The 21,120-nt window shown below is 67.0% G+C and carries 21 protein-coding genes; 9 read left to right on the forward strand and 12 right to left on the reverse strand.

Going from position 1 to position 21,120, the window contains the following annotated elements:
- Positions 1-21 precede the first annotated feature (21 nt).
- Together QF040_RS03825 and QF040_RS03830 are read right to left on the reverse strand one after the other, a co-directional pair.
- Positions 22-789: a class II aldolase/adducin family protein gene (locus QF040_RS03825; protein WP_257859358.1), complete on the reverse strand. Its 768-nt coding sequence runs from the start codon at positions 787-789 to the stop codon at positions 22-24.
- Positions 790-813: 24 nt separating this feature from the next.
- A complete protein-coding gene (locus tag QF040_RS03830; protein WP_429609918.1) occupies positions 814-1,404 on the reverse strand; it encodes an HD domain-containing protein in 591 nt (196 codons plus the stop codon).
- A 130-nt stretch (positions 1,405-1,534) separates the two neighbouring features.
- Here QF040_RS03830 and QF040_RS03835 point away from each other — a divergent pair, with 130 nt between their 5' ends.
- Both QF040_RS03835 and QF040_RS03840 read left to right on the forward strand, forming a co-directional pair.
- Positions 1,535-2,257 (forward strand): Crp/Fnr family transcriptional regulator, encoded by a 723-nt coding sequence (locus QF040_RS03835; RefSeq protein WP_429609919.1) that lies wholly within the window; start codon positions 1,535-1,537, stop codon positions 2,255-2,257.
- A 101-nt stretch (positions 2,258-2,358) separates the two neighbouring features.
- Positions 2,359-3,048: an alpha/beta hydrolase gene (locus QF040_RS03840; protein ID WP_429609920.1), complete on the forward strand. Its 690-nt coding sequence runs from the start codon at positions 2,359-2,361 to the stop codon at positions 3,046-3,048.
- A gap of 16 nt (positions 3,049-3,064) precedes the next feature.
- Here the strand turns inward: QF040_RS03840 and QF040_RS03845 are convergent, their stop codons facing one another.
- Entirely contained in the window at positions 3,065-4,228 is a 1,164-nt protein-coding gene (locus QF040_RS03845) for an ABC transporter substrate-binding protein (protein WP_429609921.1), read from the reverse strand.
- Positions 4,229-4,312: 84 nt separating this feature from the next.
- Between QF040_RS03845 and QF040_RS03850 the strand changes: the two genes are divergently transcribed.
- Positions 4,313-4,774 (forward strand): energy transducer TonB, encoded by a 462-nt coding sequence (locus QF040_RS03850; RefSeq protein ID WP_429609922.1) that lies wholly within the window; start codon positions 4,313-4,315, stop codon positions 4,772-4,774.
- 9 nt (positions 4,775-4,783) lie between these two features.
- Here QF040_RS03850 and trmB read toward each other — a convergent pair whose 3' ends face one another.
- The 4 genes from trmB to QF040_RS03870 all read right to left on the reverse strand — a co-directional run bounded on the left by trmB (position 4,784) and on the right by QF040_RS03870 (position 8,604).
- Positions 4,784-5,548 (reverse strand): tRNA (guanosine(46)-N7)-methyltransferase TrmB, encoded by a 765-nt coding sequence (gene trmB, locus QF040_RS03855; RefSeq protein ID WP_306876943.1) that lies wholly within the window; start codon positions 5,546-5,548, stop codon positions 4,784-4,786.
- The gene (gene gluQRS, locus QF040_RS03860; RefSeq protein WP_429609923.1) at positions 5,548-6,459 is read right to left on the reverse strand and encodes a tRNA glutamyl-Q(34) synthetase GluQRS; all 912 of its coding nucleotides are present in this window, start codon (positions 6,457-6,459) and stop codon (positions 5,548-5,550) included. The genes trmB and gluQRS overlap by 1 nt, the downstream gene beginning before the upstream one ends.
- Before the next feature lie 12 nt (positions 6,460-6,471).
- Positions 6,472-7,554 (reverse strand): NAD(P)/FAD-dependent oxidoreductase, encoded by a 1,083-nt coding sequence (locus QF040_RS03865; protein WP_306876941.1) that lies wholly within the window; start codon positions 7,552-7,554, stop codon positions 6,472-6,474.
- Between the two features lie 96 nt (positions 7,555-7,650).
- The gene (locus tag QF040_RS03870; protein ID WP_013541958.1) at positions 7,651-8,604 is read right to left on the reverse strand and encodes a LysR family transcriptional regulator; all 954 of its coding nucleotides are present in this window, start codon (positions 8,602-8,604) and stop codon (positions 7,651-7,653) included.
- A gap of 165 nt (positions 8,605-8,769) precedes the next feature.
- On the opposite strand from QF040_RS03870, the gene QF040_RS03875 reads away from it, so the two are divergent.
- From QF040_RS03875 to QF040_RS03895, 5 genes are all read left to right on the forward strand, one after another.
- Positions 8,770-9,471 (forward strand): pirin family protein, encoded by a 702-nt coding sequence (locus tag QF040_RS03875; protein ID WP_013541957.1) that lies wholly within the window; start codon positions 8,770-8,772, stop codon positions 9,469-9,471.
- Positions 9,472-9,524: 53 nt separating this feature from the next.
- Positions 9,525-9,971 (forward strand): DoxX family protein, encoded by a 447-nt coding sequence (locus QF040_RS03880; protein WP_429614610.1) that lies wholly within the window; start codon positions 9,525-9,527, stop codon positions 9,969-9,971.
- 36 nt (positions 9,972-10,007) lie between these two features.
- Positions 10,008-10,559, forward strand: a complete 552-nt coding sequence (locus tag QF040_RS03885) for a flavodoxin family protein (RefSeq protein ID WP_013541955.1) — start codon at positions 10,008-10,010, stop codon at positions 10,557-10,559.
- A gap of 25 nt (positions 10,560-10,584) precedes the next feature.
- The gene (locus QF040_RS03890) at positions 10,585-11,517 is read left to right on the forward strand and encodes a pirin family protein (RefSeq protein WP_429609924.1); all 933 of its coding nucleotides are present in this window, start codon (positions 10,585-10,587) and stop codon (positions 11,515-11,517) included.
- A gap of 136 nt (positions 11,518-11,653) precedes the next feature.
- On the forward strand, positions 11,654-12,070 hold the full coding sequence (locus QF040_RS03895; protein WP_429609925.1) for a hypothetical protein: 417 nt from the start codon (positions 11,654-11,656) through the stop codon (positions 12,068-12,070).
- Positions 12,071-12,134: 64 nt separating this feature from the next.
- Here the strand turns inward: QF040_RS03895 and QF040_RS03900 are convergent, their stop codons facing one another.
- The 5 genes from QF040_RS03900 to QF040_RS03920 form a co-directional block, all read right to left on the reverse strand.
- Positions 12,135-13,703, reverse strand: coding sequence for a tripartite tricarboxylate transporter permease (locus tag QF040_RS03900; RefSeq protein ID WP_429609926.1), 1,569 nt, complete (start codon positions 13,701-13,703; stop codon positions 12,135-12,137).
- A 4-nt stretch (positions 13,704-13,707) separates the two neighbouring features.
- The gene (locus QF040_RS03905; RefSeq protein ID WP_013541951.1) at positions 13,708-14,229 is read right to left on the reverse strand and encodes a tripartite tricarboxylate transporter TctB family protein; all 522 of its coding nucleotides are present in this window, start codon (positions 14,227-14,229) and stop codon (positions 13,708-13,710) included.
- Between the two features lie 130 nt (positions 14,230-14,359).
- Positions 14,360-15,895, reverse strand: coding sequence for an ATP-binding protein (locus QF040_RS03910; protein WP_429609927.1), 1,536 nt, complete (start codon positions 15,893-15,895; stop codon positions 14,360-14,362).
- Complete coding sequence (locus QF040_RS03915) at positions 15,858-16,562, reverse strand: response regulator (RefSeq protein WP_429609928.1); 705 nt, start codon at positions 16,560-16,562, stop codon at positions 15,858-15,860. The genes QF040_RS03910 and QF040_RS03915 overlap by 38 nt, the downstream gene beginning before the upstream one ends.
- Before the next feature lie 33 nt (positions 16,563-16,595).
- On the reverse strand, positions 16,596-17,387 hold the full coding sequence (locus QF040_RS03920; protein ID WP_307685145.1) for a sulfurtransferase: 792 nt from the start codon (positions 17,385-17,387) through the stop codon (positions 16,596-16,598).
- A gap of 124 nt (positions 17,388-17,511) precedes the next feature.
- Between QF040_RS03920 and dnaE the strand changes: the two genes are divergently transcribed.
- Entirely contained in the window at positions 17,512-21,030 is a 3,519-nt protein-coding gene (gene dnaE, locus QF040_RS03925) for a DNA polymerase III subunit alpha (RefSeq protein ID WP_429609929.1), read from the forward strand.
- The last annotated feature ends 90 nt before the right edge of the window (positions 21,031-21,120 follow it).

Below are 21,120 nucleotides of genomic sequence, written 5' to 3' on the forward strand. Positions count from 1 at the left end.
GGAAACCGGGGTCGACGCGTCTTATTGTTTGTAGCTGTCGTCGATGCGGTCGAGTTTCCGGATCAGCGAAGGCCAGACGAACATGCCGCCGAGACCGCCGCTTTGCACCTTCATCGCCTGGCCCACGCCATCGATGATCCTCGGGTCGACATGCGTGAGTTCGCTGCCGCCCGATTGCGCCGCGATCTGGATCTGGCAGGTGTTCTCGAAGGTGTACATCGAAAGAAACGCATCGGCAATGGTCTTGCCGCAGGTCAGGAGGCCATGGTTGCGCAGCATGAGGAAGTTGGCGTGGCCCATGTCGGCTTGCAGGCGCGGCTTCTCGTCGTCGCGGAAGGCCACGCCTTCGTAGTCGTGATACGCCAGCGAGGCCAGCACGAAGGTCGATTGCTGGCTGATGGGCAGCACGCCATTTTTCTGAGCGCTCACCGCGATGCCGGCCTTGGTGTGGGTGTGCAGCACGCACTGGATGTCTTCGCGCGCGGCATGCACCGCGCTGTGGATCACGAAGCCGGCCGGGTTCACCGGGTAGGGCGAGTCGATGATCTTGTTGCACTGCTGGTCGACCTTCACGAGGCTCGACGCGGTGATCTCGTCGAACATCAGACCGTAGGGATTGATGAGGAAGTGATGCTCCGGGCCGGGCACGCGCGCGCTGATGTGCGTGAACACGAGGTCGCTCCAGCCGTAGAGCGCGACGAGGCGGTAGCAGGCGGCGAGGTCGACGCGCAGTTGCCACTCTTCGGCGGAAACGAGCTTCTGGATTTCGGATTGGGAATTTGCGTTCATGGGGATGTGTCCTTTGGGTTCGGTTCAGGCCGCGGCCGGCTCTTTGAGCACGGTCTTGTAGATGCTCTGCTTGGGCTGCGCCATCAACCGGCGCAGCATGGGCTCGAATTCGCTGATCGGCAAGGTCTCGGCCTTCGGGTCGAAGGCCGGGTTGTCGTAGAGCGCGCAGAACTCGGCCGTGCGCTCGTAGTGCGGGTGGTCCTTGAAGTTCTCGCGCATGTCGCGGTCCAGGCCGATGTGGTGAAAGAAGTAGTGGCCCTGGAAGATGCCGTGGTGCTGCACCATCCAGTGGTTGGCCTCGCTCACGAAGGGCTTGAGGACGGCGGCCGCGATGTCGGGGTGGTTGAAGCTGCCGAGCGTGTCGCCGATGTCGTGCAGCAGCGCGCACACCACGTACTCCTCGTCACGCCCGTCGCGCAGCGCGCGGGTGGCGGTCTGCAGCGAGTGGGTGTAGCGGTCGACGGGAAAACCGCCGTAGTCGCCTTCGAGGATCTGCAGGTGCTTGATCACGCGCTCCGGCAGTCCGCGCGAGAACTGCATGAACTCGCCGCCGATCAGTTGCCAGTCTTCGCGCGTGCTCTCCTGCATGCTCGTGAAACTTGCCCTTGCATTCATCGTGTCGTCTCCGTTGTTCGTCCGTGGGGTGGCGGCCACTGTAGACCTGCACTTGACGCTCAACTGTCAAGAATTTGACAATGTGGGGTGCTGGTAAACCCCTGTGCTCACAGGCAACTAAGCCTTTCCGATGCCTCCTTCCTCCAAGCCGCGCCTCTCCGCCCCGCACCGTGCCGCGCTGGAGGGCAACCCGTGGTTCACCAGCATGCCGCGCGCGCAGCGCGACGCGCTGGTGGGCGCGGCCGAGCTCATCCACGTGCGGCGCGGGACCATGGTGTTCCGCCAGGGAGATCCGATTCAAGCGGCGGGCGGTGGCTTCTACGGACTCGTGGCGGGCACGATCAAGATCTCGTCGCTGCGCCAGGACGGGCGCGAGGCCATCCTCGCGGTGCTGGAGCCGGGCAACTGGTTCGGCGAGATCACGCTGATCGACGGCTCGCCGCGCACGCACGACGCCACCGCGCTTGAAGCGCTCGACCTCCTGGTGGTGCCGCCCGAGGCCTTCGCGCGGCAGATGCGCGACGTGGTGTTCTCCAACGCCATCGGCGCGATGCTCGCGGCGCGCGTGCGCATGCTCTACGGCCTCGCGGAAGACGCCACCTTGCGCAGCCTGCGCGCGCGGGTGGCGCACCGGCTGCTGGTGCTCGCGCGCGGCGATGCGACGCAATCGGTGCACCTGCGGCACAGCCTGCAACTGCCGCAAGAGGCGCTGGCCATGATGCTCGGCGTGACGCGCCAGACGCTCTCGAAGGAGCTCAATGCGCTGGCGGGCGAGGGCGTGATTGCGCTGGGCTACGGGCGCATCGAGCTGCTGTCGCTCGATGCGCTGCAGCGGCTTGTCAGTACCGGCTGAATAGGTGTCACCGAAAACGCGCACAGGGCGGCGTATAAATGCGCCCCCGCCGTGTCATGGTGGCCCGGCGGTCTTTAGTTTTCACAGGGAGTATTCGAATCATGAGCAACAAACCGACGGTCGTTCTGGTCCATGGTTTCTGGGGCGGTGCGGCGCACTGGAGCAAGGTCATCGTGGAGCTTTCGCGCAAGGGCCACACGGGCATTCGCGCGGTCGAGCTGCCGCTGACCTCGCTGGCCGACGATGCCGAGCGCATGCGCAAACTTGTGGCGAAAGTGCAGGGGCCGGTGCTGCTGGTGGGCCACTCGTACGGCGGCGCAGTGATCACGCAGGCTGGTGATTTGCCCAACGTGGTTGGGCTGGTCTACATCGCGGCCTTCGCGCCCGACGCGGGCGAGAGCCCCGGCGCCATCACCGAGCAGCATCCACCGGTCGCGGTGCCCAACCTCGCGCCCGACAGCGACGGCTATCTGTGGGTCAAGCCCGACAAATTCCACGAGAGCTTCTGCCAGGACCTGAGCGCCGAAGAAGGCCTCGTGATGGGCGTGACGCAGAAGGCGCCGCTGGCCAGCACCTTCGGTGATGCCATCACTTCGCCGGCATGGAAGAAGAAGCCCTCTTGGTATCAGATTTCCAGCGACGACCGCATGATCGCGCCGGCCAACCAGGAGCGCATGTCGGCGCGCCTGGGCGCACGCAAGATCATCACGCTGGTTGCGAGCCACGCTTCGCTGGCATCGAAGCCGGTGGAGGTGGCGGCGTTGATCGACGAGGCGGCGAGCGCCGTCTGACGGACGCCGGTGCGCTTCAGCGCAGCACGCGCCCGTCGGCCGAGATGCTGATCAGGTCGATGCTGCGCACGTTGTCGCGCAGGCCCGGGCGCAGGTTGATGCGAAAGCCGCCGACGTCGTAGTCGGTCATCGCGGTCATCGTGCGCTGCAGGGTCGCGGTGTTGAAGCCGCGGCCCGCGCGGCGCACCGCTTCGCCCACGGCCTTGGCGGCGATGAAGCCTTCGAGCCCTTCGTACGACGCGGTCTGATCGGAGTTGTCGACTGCCGCGAGGTACTCCTTGACGATCGGAATGGCCGAGGGCCGCGGCGAGGGCACAACCTGCGAGATCACGATGCCGCCGATGTCCTTGCCCAGCTCCGCGTAGAGCGGGTCGATGCCCACGATCGAGAAGGCCATGAAGTTGCCCGTGTAGCCGCTCTTGCGCAGCTTGCGGATGGCGCTGGCGGTGGTGCCCGAGAGCGACACCAGCACGATGGCCTGGGGCGACTGCTTCTGCACTTCTTTCAGCGCGGCATCGAGCTTGTCGCCGCCCGCGGGCACCAGCGCACTCGCGACCAGCGGCGTGAGCTTGAGTTCGGCGATGGCCTGTTGCACGGCGGCCAGGCCGGCACGGCCCATGGCGTCGTCGTCGCCCACGAGCGCGACGCGCGTCTGCCCCACGGTGGCGCACTGGCGCACGATCTTGAGAGCCTCGTCGATCATGCCGGGCCGCACGTGGAACACATTGGGGTGATCGGCGCTGCGCAGGTTGTCGGAGGCCGCGAACGGCGCAAAGAGCAGGCTGCCCTGCTGCGTGGCGACGTTCGCACCGGCCTCGCTGCTGGCGGTGCCGACGAAGCCGAAGAGCAGGTCGGCCTTCTGGGCGCCGAGCAGGGTGCGTGCGTTGGCGGTGGCGCGCGCCGCGTCGTAGCCGTCGTCGAGTTGCACCAGCTTCAGCTGCAGCCCGGTGCTGGCGTTGCGCGTGTTGAAGTCGCTCACCGCGAGCCGGCTGCCCGCCGCGAAGGCGCTGCCGATTTCGGAGGCGCCGCCCGTCAATGGCACCGATTGCCCGAGCAGCACGACGCGCGCTGCGCCGGCCGTGCGCGTCTGCGCCGAGACCCTGTGGGTCATGCCGATGCCGCCTCCCAGCAGCAGCGCGCCATACGCCTTGCCCAGCCATTCCCTGCGTGACGTGTTCATCTGGACACCCTTTGCTTACAGTAGTAAAAAAGTGTAGCAATATCGAGGCCAAGACGATAGGCGGGGCTGCTACAGAATTCCCTTATGAAACTTGCTTTTCTCTGGGGCGGTGTGGGGTTGTGCGTGGCACTCGCGGGATGCACCGTACCGCCGCGCGATGTGGTGGAAATCTCGCAGCCCGTTCCGGCACCGTCGCCGGACGCCGCGCCGGAGCCGCCGCCCATGGTCATCAGTGCGCCGCCGACCGCAGCCACGCGGCCCCAGGCGCCCGCCATCGAGAAGGATCCGGTGATCCGCCAGCGGCGCCTGCCCGACTATCCGACCGCGCTGGCGAACGAGGGCGTGGAAGGCCAGGTGATCGCCGTCTTCTACGTGGGTGAAGCAGGCGTGCCGGAAGACGTGCGCATCGAACGCTCGCCGCATCCGCTGCTGTCGAAGGCGGTGACCGATGCGCTCAAGGGATGGCGCTTCGATCCGGCACGATCGGCGGACGGCCGCCCGGTGCGCACCCGGATGCGGCTGCCGTTCCGCTTCCAGGCCGAGTAGCTGAGGGCTTCAGGCGCGTTCGAACACCAGGTCCCACACGCCGTGGCCCAGCTTGATGCCGCGATTCTCGAACTTGGTGAGCGGCCGGTATTCCGGCTTCGGCGCATAGGCCTCGGCCGTGTTGCGCAGGAGCGGCTCGGCCGACAGCACCTCGAGCATCTGCTCGGCGTAGGGCTGCCAGTCGGTGGCGCAATGGATGTAGCCGCCGGGGCGCAGGTGCTGCGCCAGCTTGGTCACGAATTCGGGCTGGATCAGCCGGCGCTTGTTGTGGCGCTTCTTGTGCCACGGGTCGGGAAAGAACACATGCACGCCGGCCAGCGTGCCGGGCTGCAGCATGTGGTCGAGCACGTCGACCGCGTCGTGCGCGCAGATGCGGATGTTCGGGATCGACTGCTCGCCGATGCGCTTGAGCAGGGCGCCGACGCCGGGCTCGTGCACCTCGCAGCAGAAGAAATTGGTCTCGGGCCGCACCGTGGCGATGTGCGCGGTGGCCTCGCCCATGCCGAAGCCGATCTCCAGCACCGTGGGCGCAGCGCGGCCGCCAAAGGCTGCCGTCAGGTCGAGCGGCTCGGGCGTGTAGGGAATGAGGAACAGCGGGCCCAGCTCGGAGAAGGCCCGCGCCTGGCCGTCGGTCGTGCGGCCGGCGCGCTTCACGAAGCTCTTGAGGCGGCGGTGCAGCGGATGCGGCTTGTTGTTGTCGCTGTCGCCGGCACTGTCGTCTGTGTGGTCGTCGCTGGGCGGAAGGTCGTGGGGCACGGTGTCGGGAAAGGTCATTACGGCCGCGAATTGTAGAGAGCGTGCCATTCGGGCACCCAGCCGGCCAACGCAGCCGCGCAGGATGTGGCTGTCGCGGGGCCGAGGCCGAGCACGCGCGCGGCCGTGTCGAGCGCGGCCAATGCCGCTTCGGGTGTAGCGGTGTCGATGGGCGTCGCACCGTTCTGCTTGGAGAGCTTGTCGCCATCGGCGCCGCGCACCAGCGGCGTGTGCAGATAGCTCGGGGTCGGCAGGCCGAGCGCGCGCTGCAGCAGGATCTGGCGCGCGGTGTTGTCGGCCAGGTCCTCGCCGCGCACCACGTCGGTCACGCCCTGTTCGGCGTCGTCTACGACCACGGCGAGCTGATAGGCCCAGGGGCCATCGGCGCGGCGCAGCACGAAGTCGCCGACCTCGCGGCTGACGTCCTGGCGCTGCTCGCCCAGGCGCCGGTCGGTCCAGCGCAGTTCGCCCGGCTGTGCCGATTCGAACTTTTCGGTGGCAAAGCGCCAGGCCCGCGCGGGCTTGCCGTGCAGGCCGTCGCGGCAGGTGCCGGGGTACACGCGCTCGCCATGCCGTTCGTGCCGGTGGCCTAGCCGGGCGAGCGCGGTGTCGATGTCCTTGCGCGAACAGCCGCAGGGGTAGGCAAGGCCGAGGGCCTGCAACCGCTGCAGCGCCGCCTCGTAGAGCGCCGTGCGCTGTGTCTGCCACACGGGCGTTTCGTCGGGCAGCAGATGGCAATCGGCGAGCTGCCGCAGCATGTGCTCGCCCATGCCGGGCAGGCAGCGCTCGGTGTCGGCGTCTTCGATGCGGATCAGCCAGCGCGCCTGCGGGCCGCGCGCACGCACGTCGAGCCAGCTTGCGAGCGCGGCCACCAGCGAGCCGGCGTGCAGCGGCCCGGTGGGCGAGGGCGCGAAACGGCCGGTCTCACGCATCCCGCGAATCGATCAGATCACTGCAAGCGCCAGCGAAAGGCCCGAGAGGAACGCGTCTTCCACCCGATGCCCCGTGCACCAGTCACCGGCCACGCCGATGCGGGCTTTGGCATCCCACAGGTGGGTCTTGCCAACTGGCACCTGCGTCTGGGCCTCGGTCCAGCAGCGCGTCTGCGCATGCGAGGGCACGGCGTGGATGCCGGTGATCTCGGCGAAGGCGCGCAGGAGCTTGGCTTCGACGCGCGGTGCGTCGTCGCGCAGATGTTCCTGCGACCAGGTGGCGCTGGCCTGCAGCGTCCAGCGCTCGATGCGTTCGCGGCCGGGCTTGGACGATTCGCGCGCGAGCCATGCCACGCGGTGGTGGGTGCTTCGCGCCGCATTCCACTGCGGGCCGAGGTGCGACATGTTGGCCTGGTTGGCCTGGGGGAACGCGATCATCAGCGTCCAGCAGGGCGCGATGCGCACCGGCTCGATCTTCTGGCTGATGGCGGCGGAAAGCTTGCCGTCGCCCAGCAGCGCGCGGGTGCGCGAAGGCGGCACGGCGAGCAGCACGGCGTCGAAGCCCGAGTACACATGCTGCGAATCGTCTTCGCCCGCGGTGCGCAACTGCCAGCGCTTGGGGTCGAGCGCATCGGGCTCGATCTGCGTGACCTGCGTGTTCGTGATGAGGTTGCCGCCCAGCGGCGCAGCCCAGTAGGCGACCAGCGCGTCCATGCCGGGCTGCGCGACCCAATGCGACTCACGGCCCGGCAGTGCCGCTTCGGCCACGCGGCCGTGGGCGTCGAGCACGCGCACGAGGTTGGCGCTCCAGGGGCGGCAGAGGCTGGGCGTGGCTTCGAGCGCCAGCGCAAAGCGCGGATCACGCACGGTGAAGTACTGCGCGCCGCTGTCGAAGCGGCCGAAGGTCGTGTCGATGCTCGCCATGCGGCCACCGGGTGCGGCTTCGCGTTCGAACAGCGTGACCTTGTGGCCCGCCTGCACCAGCGTGCGTGCAGCGGCTACCCCGGCGATGCCGGCGCCGACGACGGCGTAGTGGCGGGGGGTGGAGGGGGTTCGGTGGCGGTCGGTCTGCTTTGCAGTTGCACGAGTGGTCATGGCGGACTCTTTTCTTTTGACAGGGAGACGATGAATGTGTCCGCACTCTACCTCGGTCTGCGAGGGCGGCAGGAGGACTGACCCTTAGGTGTTTCCTCAGCGTCCCCGATGCCGCTCGAGCAGCGCGCGCCGCGTGGCCTCGTGCTCGAACTGCGCGAGCCACCATTCGAGCGCACGCCCCGGCCCGCCCGCGCTGCGCACGCGCCATGCGCAATGCATGGTGCCGAGCGGCGGCGTGCGCTCGGTCTTGCGCTCGATGAGGTGGCCCGCCTCGATGTACGGCCGCGCCATCGGCTCGGGCAGGAAGCCGCCGCCCAGCCCATGCAGTTGCGCCGCGAGCTTGAACTGCATGCTCGGCACGGTGAGCACGTCCTGCCCGCCGACAAGATTCACCGTCATGCTCGGCCCGCTGCGCACCGAGTCGGCCGCGGCGACCGCGCGGTACTGGCGCAGCACTTCGTCGGTCAGCGGTTCGGGCAGGCGCGCGAGCGGGTGGTGCGGTGCCACCGCGTACACGAAGCACAGTTCGCCGATGGGTCGGCTGCGGATTCCGGTGGCCGTGAAGGCGAGGCTCGCGGCATCGAGCACCGCGCCGATGGCGAGATCGGCCTCGCCGCTGGTCAGCGCCTCGATGGTGCCGAGCAGCGTTTCGTCGCGCAGCTTGAGCCGCGTGGGCGGCTCTAGCGCGAAGAAGGCGGTGGCCAGGTCGAGCAGCGGATCGCGCGCGATGACGCTGTCGACCGCGATGGTCAGCATCGGCTCCCAGCCCGTGGCCACGCGCTTCACCCGGTTGGCCACCGCGTCGATCTCGTTCAAGAGGCGCGCCGATTCGCGCAGCAGCTCGGCGCCGGCCTCGGTGATGCGGGCCTGGCGCGCGCTGCGGTCGAACAGCAGCACGTCGAGCGCATCCTCGATCTGCCGAACCCGGTAGCTCAATGCACTCGGCACGAGGTTGAGCGCGCGCGCCGCGCCGGCAAAGCTGCCGGTGTTGGCCACGGTCTGCAGCATGGCGAGCGCGTCGGGGGTCAGTACGTCTCTGGCGCTGGGCATGGTGGCTCCATCGATTGATCAAAAAATTTGAATGATGCCATCAAAACCAGGCGCTTTTCACTCGGGGGTGCGGGCCTAAAGTTCTTCACATCCGCTGCGCATCCGGCGCGGCATACGAAGAAGGCCAGAACATCCCCACGGGGAACGGCCAAAAGGAGTTTGACGATGTTGCAAGTCCGTAAATCACAGGAACGCGGTTATGCCGACCATGGCTGGCTGCGCTCGTTCCACAGCTTTTCCTTCGCCGGTTACTACGACCCGGCCCACATGGGCTTCGGCAACCTGCGGGTGATCAACGAAGACCGCGTGGCGGCGGGCGCCGGCTTCGGCACCCACGGCCACAAGGACATGGAAATCATCAGCTACGTGCTCTCGGGCGAACTGGCGCACAAGGACAGCATGGGGAACATCGAATCCATTCCGCCGGGCGACGTCCAGCGCATGAGCGCCGGCCGCGGCGTGATGCACAGCGAGTTCAACCACAAGAAGGACGAGACCACGCACTTCCTGCAGATCTGGATCGAGCCCAATGTGCGCGGCATCGCACCCGGCTACGAGCAGAAGCAGTTCAGCGATGCCGAGAAGCGCGGCAAGCTGCGCCTGGTGGCGTCGCCCGACGGCAGCGAAGGTTCGGTGAAGGTGAATGCCGATGCGCGTCTCTTCGCCGGACTGCTCGACGGTGAAGAGAAGGCCAGCCTCGCGCTCGACCCGGCGCGCAAGAGCTACGTGCACCTGGTGCGCGGCGAGCTCGAAGTGAACGGCCAGAAGCTCGTGGGCGGCGACGCTGCGATGCTCGAAGGCGAATCGCAACTGACGCTCGGCGCCGGCAAGGATGCCGAAGTGCTGGTGTTCGACCTGACCGCTTGATCCACCGCCGGGCGCCTGTCGCCCGGCTTTTTGTTTTCCCCTGTCCCGTTTCTATTTCAACAACCGAGGAGTTTTCAACCATGGCAACCACCACCACCACCCCCAACGCTGCCCAGGACACCCTGGCGCTGATCGGCCGCATCCTGATCGCATACCTGTTCATCCCCGCCGGCATCGGCAAGCTCATGGGCTTCGCGGGCACCGTGGGCTACATCAACTCGGTGGGCTTGCCATTGCCGGAAGTGGCCGCCGTGATCGCCATCGTGGTCGAACTCGGCCTCGGCATCGCGCTGCTGCTGGGCTTCAAGACCCGCTGGACCGCCATTGCGATGGCGATCTTCACCGTGGCCACCGCGCTGTTCTTCCACAAGTACTGGGCGGTGCCCGATGCGATGAAGATGATGCAGCAGATCAACTTCAACAAGAACATCGCGATTGCCGGTGGCCTGCTCGCTTTCGCCGCTTTTGGCCCCGGTCGTTTCAGCATCGACAAGCGCTGATCCACCCCCGAACCGCAACACAAGGAGCACCCGAACATGGCAAACATCGTTGTCGTCTTCCATTCCGGCTACGGCCACACCCAACGCATCGCGCAAGCCGTGGCCGAATCCGCCGGCGCGCAATTGCTCGCCATCGACGCCGACGGCAACCTGCCCGAAGGCGGCTGGGAGACGCTGGCCGCGGCCGACGCGATCGTCTTCGGCTCGCCGACCTACATGGGCGGCGTGAGCTGGCAGTTCAAGAAATTCGCCGATGCGTCGTCGAAGGTCTGGTACACGCAGGGCTGGAAAGACAAGCTCTTCGCCGGCTTCACCAACAGTGCCACCATGAACGGCGACAAGGTCACGACCATGGCGTATCTCTGGACGCTCGCGATGCAGCACAGCGGCATCTGGGTCAGCATGGGGATCCTTCCGACCAACAACAAGGCCGCCACGCGCGAGTCGATGAACTATGTGGGCGGCTACGGCGGCCTGCTGACGCAATCGCCATCGGACGCGAGCCCGGCCGAGATGTTCAAGGGCGACTTCGATACCGCCCGCGCGTTCGGCGAGCGCATTGCCGCAGTGGCAAGATCGCGCGGATAAAACCCAGCCACCCACGGAGCCCACGATGACCGATACCAACGCCCAGACTCAGTTGCCCCAACTGCTTCAACCGCACGACAAAGACCTGGGCGGTGGCTTCAACGTGAGGCGCCTCCTGCCCGCCGCGCAGCGCCGCTCGGTCGGGCCCTTCGTGTTCTTCGACCATTTCGGACCGGCCACCGAGAAGCCCGGCACCGAGCACGACGTGCGGCCGCATCCGCACATCGGCCTCGCGACGGTCACCTATCTTTTCGAGGGCGCGATGATGCATCGCGACAGCCTCGGCAGCGTGCAGGAGATCCTGCCCGGCGCGATCAACTGGATGACCTCGGGGCGCGGCATCGTGCACTCCGAACGCAAGCCCGAGCGCCTGAAGGCCGACACCTACGTGAACCACGGGCTGCAGCTCTGGGCCGCGTTGCCCCAGGCGCATGAAGAGGTCGAGCCGAGCTTCGAGCACACGGCGGCCAGCGCCATCCCCGAAGTGGTGGAGCAGGGCGCCCATGTGCGCGTGCTGGTGGGCGAGGCCTTCGGCCAGCGCTCCCCCGTGAAGACATTGGTGCAGACGGTCTACCTCGACATCGCTTTGCCTGCGGGTGGCCGCTTCGAGCTGCCTGCGATGGCGCCCGAGCTGGCCATCTACGCCGTCGATGCCGATGCGAGCGTCAATGGCGAGGCGATTCCTGCGCACACGATGGCGGTGCTGCCCGACGGGCAGGGCGCGGTGCTGACGTCCGAAGTTGCCGTGCGCCTGATGGTGATCGGCGGCGCGCCGCTCGACGGTCCGCGCTACATCACCTGGAATTTCGTTTCGAGCCGGCGCGAGCGGATTCTCGAAGCTGGTGCCGATTGGGCCGCACAACGCATGGGCTATGTGCCCGGCGAGACCGAATTCATTCCGCTGCCGGGCAAGCCTTTTGGCGTGCGCGAGCCGGATACGGGCACTACGCCTGTCTGATCTCTGGTCTTTCTTTGTCCAGGGCGTGATCGCCGCCCCGAACTCACCTTCACACACGGGTAGTAAGCTGCGCCCCGCAAACGGCGATCGAGGGGATCGCCGTCCCAACGACATCCCCAGAAAGGGAGCAAGGCACATGGCAGTTTTCCGAACCCCCGAGGTTGCACCGGGCGAATACGGCGATCTTTTCGAGTTCCTCATGAAGGAGCTCAAGCTCTTCAAGCGGCAGTTGGTGATCATGCTCAAGCATGTGCAGACCGGCGAGTCGATGGTCTATGAACAGGCCTGGTACGACTTCCACCTGAAGGACCGCATCACGCACCTGCTCAAGACCGACGACTACGCCGCCGTCGCGCAACTGCCGATCAACAAGAAGGGCCAGACGGGCATCTACATCGAGACGCGCTACGTCAAGAGCGGCAAGCTCGTCGGCCTGCAGCTCGTGGAGGCCCGGCCGCACGAAGGCGGGCGCTATGTGGGCCTCACGCCGGCGGTGGTGTTCACCGACGCCGACGGCGAGCGCATGCTGGCGTTCGCGCAGAAGCTCAAGTAGAAAGAAGCGCCAACGAAAAAAAGGGTCCGACTGGTCGGACCCTTTTTCTTTTCTCGCCTGAGGCTTACTTGCCGCCGATCGAGACGGCCTCCGCAGGCGGCGCACCATCGGGCGCCTTCGGCAGTTCGATCATCGCCTTGCGGCCCGCGCGACCGCGCCATGCCGAGAAGCCCACGCCGGCCAGCAGCAGCACGCACAACCCGATGAAGGTGCCGCTGATCGGCCGTGTGACGAACACCGACATGTCGCCGCGCGAGAGCAGCAGCGCGCGGCGGAAGTTTTCTTCCACCATCGGCCCGAGCACGAAGCCCAGCAGGATCGGCGCGACCGAGAACTCCAGCGTCATCAGCACGGCGCCGACGATGCCGAACACCAGCACTTCCCAGATCTGGAACAGGCTGTTCTGCGTGCTGTACACGCCGGTCGCAATGAAGAACATCGCGGCAGGGAACAGGTACTTGTAAGGCACCTTCAGGAGCTTCACCCACACGCCGATCATCGGCACGTTCAGGATCACCAGGATCACGTTGCCGATCCAGAACGAGGCGATCAGGCCCCAGAAGATGTCCGGATGCTCGGTGATGAGCTGCGGGCCGGGCTGGATGCCCTGGATCAGCAGCGCACCGAGGATCAGCGCCATCACCGCGTCGCCCGGAATACCGAGGCTCATCGTCGGGATGAAGTCGACCTGCGTCTTCGAATGCGCCGAGGCCTCGGGGCCGGCCACGCCTTCGATCATGCCGGTGCCGAACTTGTCGGGCGTCTTCGACACCTTGCGCTCCAGCGCGTAGGCGATGAAGGTGGTGATGGTCGGGCCGGTGCCGGGCATGGCACCGAACACGGTGCCCACGATGGTGCCGCGGATCATCGCGGGGAAGGCGCGCTTCAGTTCTTCCTTGCTCGGTCGCATGTCGCTCAGCTTGAGCGTGCCGGTGTCGCCGATGGCCTTCATGCGGTTCACGTTGAGCAGGAAGTCGGCCACGCCGAAGAGGCCCATCGAGATGGCCACCAGTTCGAGGCCATCGCTCAGCTCGGGCAGGCCGAATGCGAAGCGGAAGCTGCCGCTGTTCACGTCGGTGCCGACCACGCCGCACAGGAGGCCGAAGATCGTCATCGCCACGCCCTTGAGCGGCGAGCCGCGCGACATGGTCGAGCCCGCAAGCAGGCCCAGCAGCATGATCGAGAAGATCTCGGTCGGGCCGAACTTGAACGCGATCTGCACCAGGAGCGGCGAGGCGAAGATCATCACGATGATGCCGACCGAGGCCGCGAAGAACGAGGCGATCATCGTCACCCCGAGCGCGACGCCGCCCTTGCCCTGCTTGGTCATCGGGTAGCCATCGAGGCACGTCACCGCATGCGGCGGGTGCGAGGGCATGTTCATCAAAATGGCGCCGATGGCACCGCCGTACTGCGAGCCGTAGAAGATGCCCGCCAGCATCAGGATCGCGGGCACCGGGTGCATCGCGTAGGTGAGCGGCAAGAGGATCGAGATGGCCTGCAGCGCGCCCATGCCCGGCAGCACGCCGATGAGGTTGCCCACCAGCACGCCGAAGAACGACCACAGGAGATTGGAGCCCTGGAACGCGACGCCGAAGCCGAACCAGAGGTCGTGGAGCGATTGACCGATCATGATTTCAGCCTCCCCACTGGAACAACGGCAGCTGCAATTTCAGCGCCCACCAGAACACCACCACCGCGATGAAGCACATCGCAAGCGCCAGCAGCAGCGCCTCGGTCAGCGTGTTGTCGCGGTCGCCGAGCGCCGAGATGAACACGATCGCAAAGGTCGCCGGCAGCAGGCCGCCGTATTCGCCCAGCAGCAGGAACGACAGGATGCCCACGATGATGCAGATGCCGCCGCGCAGGTCGGGCATGCCGCCCGGATGGCCGTGCGAAGCGGCCTCTTCGCCGCTCGAGGGCTTGTCGCCGCGCGCGGACAGGGCGATGAGCAGGCCGGTCAGCGCGAGCAGGCCGCCGAGGGCCACCGGGAAGAAGCCCGGTCCCATGTGCGCCAGCTCGCCGACGCGGTAGCCGACACCGGCATAGACGGCCGCGAGGCCGATGACCACGAGCAACGCGCCGCCGTAGTAATCCTTCTTGAATTTGGGGGCGGGCCGAAGCGCGTGCGAGGCCGGATCTTCACCGTGCGGGTGCATTGAGTCTCCTTCGATTTGGAAGGAGCGCAGTCTAGGAATCGAGGCTTTCAATCGCCTTTCGACGAAGGCTTCGGAGGGCCCGCGAAGCTCAAAATACGTGTAATTGCTTACAGCGCTACCCGCGAAAACCCTAAGAGGAACCGACCGCCAGCGGCAGCTTCAGGATCGCGCGGAGACCGCCGCCGTTGGCGCTCTCCGGCATGTCGGCGCTGTCGAGTTCGATCTCGCCGCCGTTGCGCCGCGCATAGCTGCGCGCGATGGTGAGGCCGAGGCCCGCGCCCTTTGTGGCGGCGTCGGTTGACGGGTCGCGATGGAAGCGCTCGAACACGCTGTCGCGCCGCTCGGGCGCAATGCCCGGGCCGCTGTCGCACACCTCGGCCAGTGCATGCGAGGCCTCGCGCCGCACGGTCACCGTGATGTTGCCGCCGCGCGGCGTGTACTTGATGGCGTTGTGCACAAGGTTCGCGAGCACCTCGTGCAGCTCGGCGCCGTTGGCCTTCACCGGCAGGGGCGGCGGCTCGTCTTCGTCTTCCGGTTCGCCGCGCGCATCGACCCAGCCCAGGTCCTGGTCGTGCTCGCGTGCGAGCGGCAGGTACTGCAGCACCACGGCGCGCGCGATGTCGCTGAGGTCGACCACCGCGGGCTCGGTGCCGCCAGCTATTTCCTCTTCAGTCGTCGCATGCGCCAGCGCCAGCAATTGCTCGCTCAGGCGCCGCGTGCGCGCGAGCTGCGCGACGATCGCGTGCAGCGATTCGCGCATGCGCGCCGGATCGGTCTCGCGCACCGCGTAGCCGGCCTGGATCGACAGGATGCTCAGCGGTGTGCGCAGCTGGTGCGAGGCATCGGCCAGAAACTGCGACTGCTCCGCGACCATGCGCCGGTGGTCCGCGATGTGGTGGTTGACCGCGTCCACCAGCGGCACCACCTCCTGCGGCACGCCGCTCGCGTCGAGTGGCTTCAGGTCGTCGCGCGGGCGTTCGCGCAACGACCGGCGCAGCCGTTCCAGCGGCCGCAGCGTCCAGGCCACGCCGAGCCACACCAGCACGGCCATCACCAGCACCATGCGCGCGTCGCGCAGCAGCTCCTGCCTGAGCGATTCGTTCTGCGCCTGCAGGCGCGGGCCGGTGCCCTCGGCGGCCTGGATCAGCACGCTGTACGCGGCGGCGCCCGAGCGGGTGTTGTCGTAGACCGTCTGGCGCAGCGCGGCCACGCGCACCGGGTGCTGCTCGTGCACCGCGTCGTAGAACACCGGTGTGCCGTCGGCCGGCGTTTGTGCGGGGCGGGGCAGGCCGGGCACGCCCATGAGCGTTTCTTCGGGCGCGCTGGGATCGAGCGTCCCGCCCTTGGGAATGCGTTGCACGCCGACGTGCAGGTACTTGTAGCGCAGGTGCGTGGACTCGAACATCGCCTGCACCGAGAAGGCCTCCTGCACCCGCACGCTGCCGTCGCTCGCGACCACGATGCCGTTGGCCAACGCCTGCACCGGTTCGAGCAGGCTCTGGTCGTAGGCGACCACCAGCGAATCGGTGAGCGTGCGGTAGTCGTTCCAGCTGTCCAGCGCCAGCAGCGCGACGATGCCCGGCAGCAGCAGCGCGAGCAGGCGTGCGCGCACGCCGAAGCGCTGCGGCTCAGTCCGCGGCGGGTGGGGCGGAGCCTGGGGGTCCATCGGCAATGCCCTCGAGCATGTAGCCCAGCCCGCGCACGGTGACGATGCGCACGTCGCTGTCCGCGAGCTTGCGGCGCAGGCGGTGCAGCACCACCTCGATGGCGTCGGGGCCCGCGGTGCTGTCGTTGGTGAACACCTTGGCGAAGAGCTGCGACTTGCCGACCGGCGCGCCGCTGCGCATCAGCAGCGCGGTGAGCGCGGCCTGCTCCCGCGGCGTGAGCGACAGCAGCGTGCCGCGCAGCGTGAAGGCATGGCTCTCGCTGTCGTACGAGAGCGAGGCGCACTGAAGGCGTGGATGCTGCTTGCCGCGGCTGCGCCGCACCAGTGCCGCCAGGCGCGCCTCGAGCTCGACCAACTCGAAGGGCTTGGTGAGGAAATCGTCGGCGCCGAGGTTGAGGCCGCGCACCCGGTCCTGCAGCGCGCCCTGCGCGGTGAGGATGAGCACGGGCGTGCGGTCGTCGGCATCGCGCATGTCGGCCAGCACGCTCAGGCCGTGCTTGTCGGGCAGGCGCAGGTCCAGAACGATGGCGTCGTATTCGGTGCCGGCCATGAAGGCTTCGGCGGTGCGCGCATCGGGCGCGTGGTCGGCGACGAAGCCGCTCTGGGTCAACGCCCGGATGAGCCAGGAGGCCATGTCCAGTTCGTCTTCGACCAGGAGGATGCGCATGAGGGATTGCCGGTGAGTGCCGCTTGGTGCCGGTTATTTCTTCAGGCCGCGGCCCAGGTCGATGTCTTCCGACGCGCGGGCGCTGGCATCGGCCGCGCGTGCGCTCAGGTCGGGCGCCAATGCGCGCCGACCGTCGAACACGAAGCAGTCGCCGTGGTAGTGCGCGCCGCCGACTTCCTCGAAGTATTTGAGGATGCCGCCTTCGAGCTGCAGCACATGCTCCACGCCTTCTTCGCGCATCAGGATCGCGGCCTTCTCGCAGCGGATGCCGCCGGTGCAGAAACTCACCACGGTCTTGCCTTCGAATTCGGCGCGGTGCGCTTTCAGCGCGGGCGGGAATTCGGTGAACTTGGTGATGCGCCAGTCGATCGCGCCGTCGAAGGTGCCTTCGTCGACCTCGAAGTCGTTGCGCGTGTCCAGCAATGCGATCTCGCGGCCTTCGTCGTCGTGGCCCTGGTCGAGCCAGCGCTTGAGGGTGAGGGCGTCGACACCCGGGGCGCGCCCGGCAGCCGGCTGAATGGCGGGATGGTCCATGCGGATGATCTCGCGCTTGAGCTTCACCAGCATGCGCCGGAACGGCTGCGTTTCGGACCAGCTTTCCTTGGTCTCGAGGTCGGCGAAGCGCGCATCGGCGCGCAGGTCGGCCAGGAAGGTGTGGATGGCGTCGGCGGTGCCCGCCAGAAACAGGTTGATACCTTCGGGCGCCAGCAGGATGGTGCCCATGAGGCCCAACGCCTGGGTGCGGGCACGCAGGTCTTCACGCAGCTCGGGGCTGTCGTGGATGGCCACGAATTTGTAGGCCGCGATGTTCAGGATCTCTTGCACGGGGCGCGATTCTAGGTGGCGCCGCCGGGCCGGATGCGGGCCGCCGCGGTCTTTCCCTTGCCGGCGGGGCGATTTAGGGATTGCCAACCCACATCGTGAAGGTGCCGGTTTCTACAATGGCGGGATGTTTGTTCACCTGCGCCTGCACACCGAATTTTCCGTCGTCGACGGCACCAACCGGATCGACGAAGTCATCAAGGCCGCCGCTGCCGACAAGCAGCCCGCACTGGCCATCACCGACCTGAACAACCTGTTCGGGGCGGTCAAGTTCTACAAGCAGGGGCGGGGCAAGGGCGTCAAGCCCGTCATCGGCGCTGAAATCTTCATCGAAGGGCTGGGCAAGGAGCCCGGCGTGCTCACCCGCCTCGTGCTGCTGGTGCAGAACATGGAGGGCTACCTGAGCCTGTCCGAACTGCTCGCACGCGCCTGGACGCAGAACGTCGGCCGCGGCCAGTCGCAGGCGGCCTGCAAGCTCGAATGGCTCGAAGAGCTTTCGGGCGGGCTGATCGCGCTCTCGGGCGCGCAGGCGGGGCCGCTGGGCGTGCCGCTGCTGCAAGGCCAGGGCGAGCGCGCGGCCGAACTGGCGCTGAAGCTGGCCGGCATGTTCCCGCACCGCTTCTACATCGAGCTGCAGCGCGCGGGCCGTCCCGAAGACGAGCCGCATGTCATCGCCGCCGTGAAGCTCGCGGCCCGCCTGAAGCTGCCGGTGGTCGCCACGCACCCGGTGCAGTTCGCCGAACGCCAGGACTACGAGGCGCACGAGGCGCGCGTGTGCATTTCCGAAGGCGAGATCCTCGGCAACCCGCGCCGCGTGCGCAAGTTCACCGAAGAGCAGTACTTCAAGTCGACCGCCGAAATGCAGGCGCTGTTCGCCGACGTGCCGAGCGCGCTGGCCAACACGGTGGAAATCGCCAAGCGCTGCAACCTGACGCTGGTGCTCGGCAAGCCGCAACTCCCCGACTTTCCGACGCCCTTCGTCAGCGAAGGCGTGCGCATGCCGATCGACGACTTCTTCCGGCAAGAGTCGTTCGAAGGGCTGGAGGTGCGCCTCGCGCATCTCTACCCCGACGCGGCCAAGCGCGATGCCGAGCGGCCGCGCTATGTGGAACGGCTTGAGTTCGAGATCAACACGATCCTGAACATGGGCTTCCCCGGCTACTTCCTGATCGTGGGCGACTTCATCAAGTGGGCCAAGGAAAACGGCTGCCCCGTGGGCCCGGGCCGGGGCTCGGGTGCGGGCTCGCTGGTGGCCTATGCGCTGAAGATCACCGACCTCGATCCGCTCGAATACAAGCTGCTGTTCGAGCGTTTCCTGAACCCCGAGCGCGTCTCGATGCCCGACTTCGACATCGACTTCTGCCAGGGCAACCGGGACCGCGTGATCGACTACGTGAAGGACAAGTACGGCCGCAACGCCGTGAGTCAGATCGCCACCTTCGGCACCATGGCCGCGCGCGCCGCCATCCGCGACGTGGGCCGCGTGCTGGACATGAGCTACATGTTCTGCGACGGCATCAGCAAGCTGATTCCGAACAAGCCGGGCATGTCGGTCACGCTGCAGTACCCGCCCGAGAAAAAGATCGAGGGCGACAAGAACAACTACGCCATCGAGATGGAGCCGCAGCTCGCGCAGCGCATCGAGAAGGAAGAAGAAGTGCGCATGCTGGTCGAGCTCGCGCAGAAGCTCGAAGGCATGACCCGCAACATCGGCATGCACGCGGGCGGCGTGCTCATTGCGCCGGGCAAGCTCACCGACTTCTGCCCGCTCTACCAGCAGCCGGGCAGCGACTCGGCCGTGAGCCAGTACGACAAGGACGACGTCGAGGCCATCGGCCTGGTGAAGTTCGACTTCTTGGGCCTGGCCACGCTCACCATCCTGGAGATCGCCAAAGAGTTCATCGTCGCGCGCCACAAGGGCCAGGAGAACTTCGCGTTCGAGAACATTCCGCTCAAGGACGCGGCCACCTACCGGCTCTTCTCCGAAGGCAAGACGGAGGCGGTGTTCCAGTTTGAAAGCCGCGGCATGCAGGGCATGCTGAAGGATGCGCGGCCCACGCGCCTGGAAGACCTGATCGCGCTGAACGCGCTGTACCGTCCGGGCCCGATGGACCTGATTCCCAGCTTCGTGGCGCGCAAGCACGGCCGCGAAGAGGTCGAGTACCCGCACCCGGCCGTGGCCGAGATGCTCTCGGAGACCTACGGGATCATGGTCTACCAGGAGCAGGTGATGCAGACCGCGCAGATCCTGGGCGGCTACTCGCTCGGCGGCGCCGACCTGCTGCGCCGCGCGATGGGCAAGAAGAAGCTCGAGGAGATGGCCGAGCACCGCGAGAAATTCCGCGCGGGCGCGCTCGCCACGCACGGCATTCCGCAGGACAAGGCCGACGAAATCTTCGACTTGATGGAGAAGTTCGCGGGCTACGGCTTCAACAAGTCGCACGCCGCCGCGTACTCGCTGCTCGCGTATCACACGGGCTGGCTCAAGGTCCACTACACGGCCGAATTCTTCTGCGCCAACATGACCGTGGAAATGGACGACACGGACAAGCTCAAGCTCTTGTTCGAAGACGCCCAGAAGAACTTCGGCATCACCTTCGAGCCGCCGGACGTGAACCGCGGCAACTACCGCTTCGAGCCGGTCACCGACAAGGTGATCCGCTACGGCCTGGGTGCCGTCAAGGGCACGGGCCAGCTCGCGGTCGAGGCCGTGGTGCGGGCGCGCGAAGAGGGCGGGCCGTTCAAGAGCCTGTTCGATTTCTGCGTGCGCATCGATCGCCAGCGCATCAACAAGCGCACGGTCGAGGCGCTCATCAAGGCCGGCGCGTTCGATGCGATCCAGCAGAACCGCGCGGCGTTGATCGCCTCGGTGGACCGCGCCTTCGAATTCGCCAGCGCGACGGCCGCCAATGCTGCGCAGGTCGACATCTTCGGAGACGCGGAGCACGGCTCGGCCACGGCCGAACCCGATCTGGTCGACGCCACACCGTGGGGTGTGAAGGAGCGGCTGACGCTCGAAAAAACCGCCATCGGCTTCTACCTGTCGGGCCATCTGTTCGATGAGGTCTCGCACGAGGTGCGGCGCTTCTGCAAGCGCGAGATCGGCGACCTGCTCGACAGCCGCGACCAGCAGGTCATCGCGGGCATCGTGAGCGACTTCCGCGTGATCAACGGGCAGCGCGGACGGCTCGCGATCTTCAAGCTCGACGACAAGTCGGAGTCCATCGACGCGACGGCCGACGAGGCGCTCATCAACGCCAACCGCAACACGCTGAAAGACGACGAGCTCGTGATCGTGAGCGGCCGGCTGCAACCCGCGCGCGGCGGTTTCGAGGCGCGCTTCCAGGTGCAGCAGGTGTGGGACCTCGCGACGGCGCGCTGCCGCTTCGGCAAGTTCCTGCGCGTGGCGGTCAATGGCAAGGCGCCGGACATCGCGCGGCTGGTGAAGGACTTTCCGCCGCGCACCGAGCAGACGGAAGTCGGCGACCTCGTGCAAGGCCTGCCGGTGCGCCTGTCGATGGCGCGCGGCGGCGCGCAGGTCGAGCTGCAGCTGGGCGAGCGCGCCAAGTTCTTCCCGACCGATGCCGCGCTCGCGAGCTGGACGGCCCAGGCGGAGGCGGGCAAGGCGCTGATCGTCTACGAGTGAATGGCCCCTGGGTTTCGAGGGTCGTGGAACATTTGGGCGCCTCCGGCGTCCATCTGTTTCTTCACAACCAAGCCGTTCAAGGAGGAACGA

The organism is Variovorax sp. W2I14 (genome assembly GCF_050435205.1).
Classification (GTDB): Bacteria; Pseudomonadota; Gammaproteobacteria; order Burkholderiales; family Burkholderiaceae_C; genus Variovorax; species Variovorax paradoxus_C.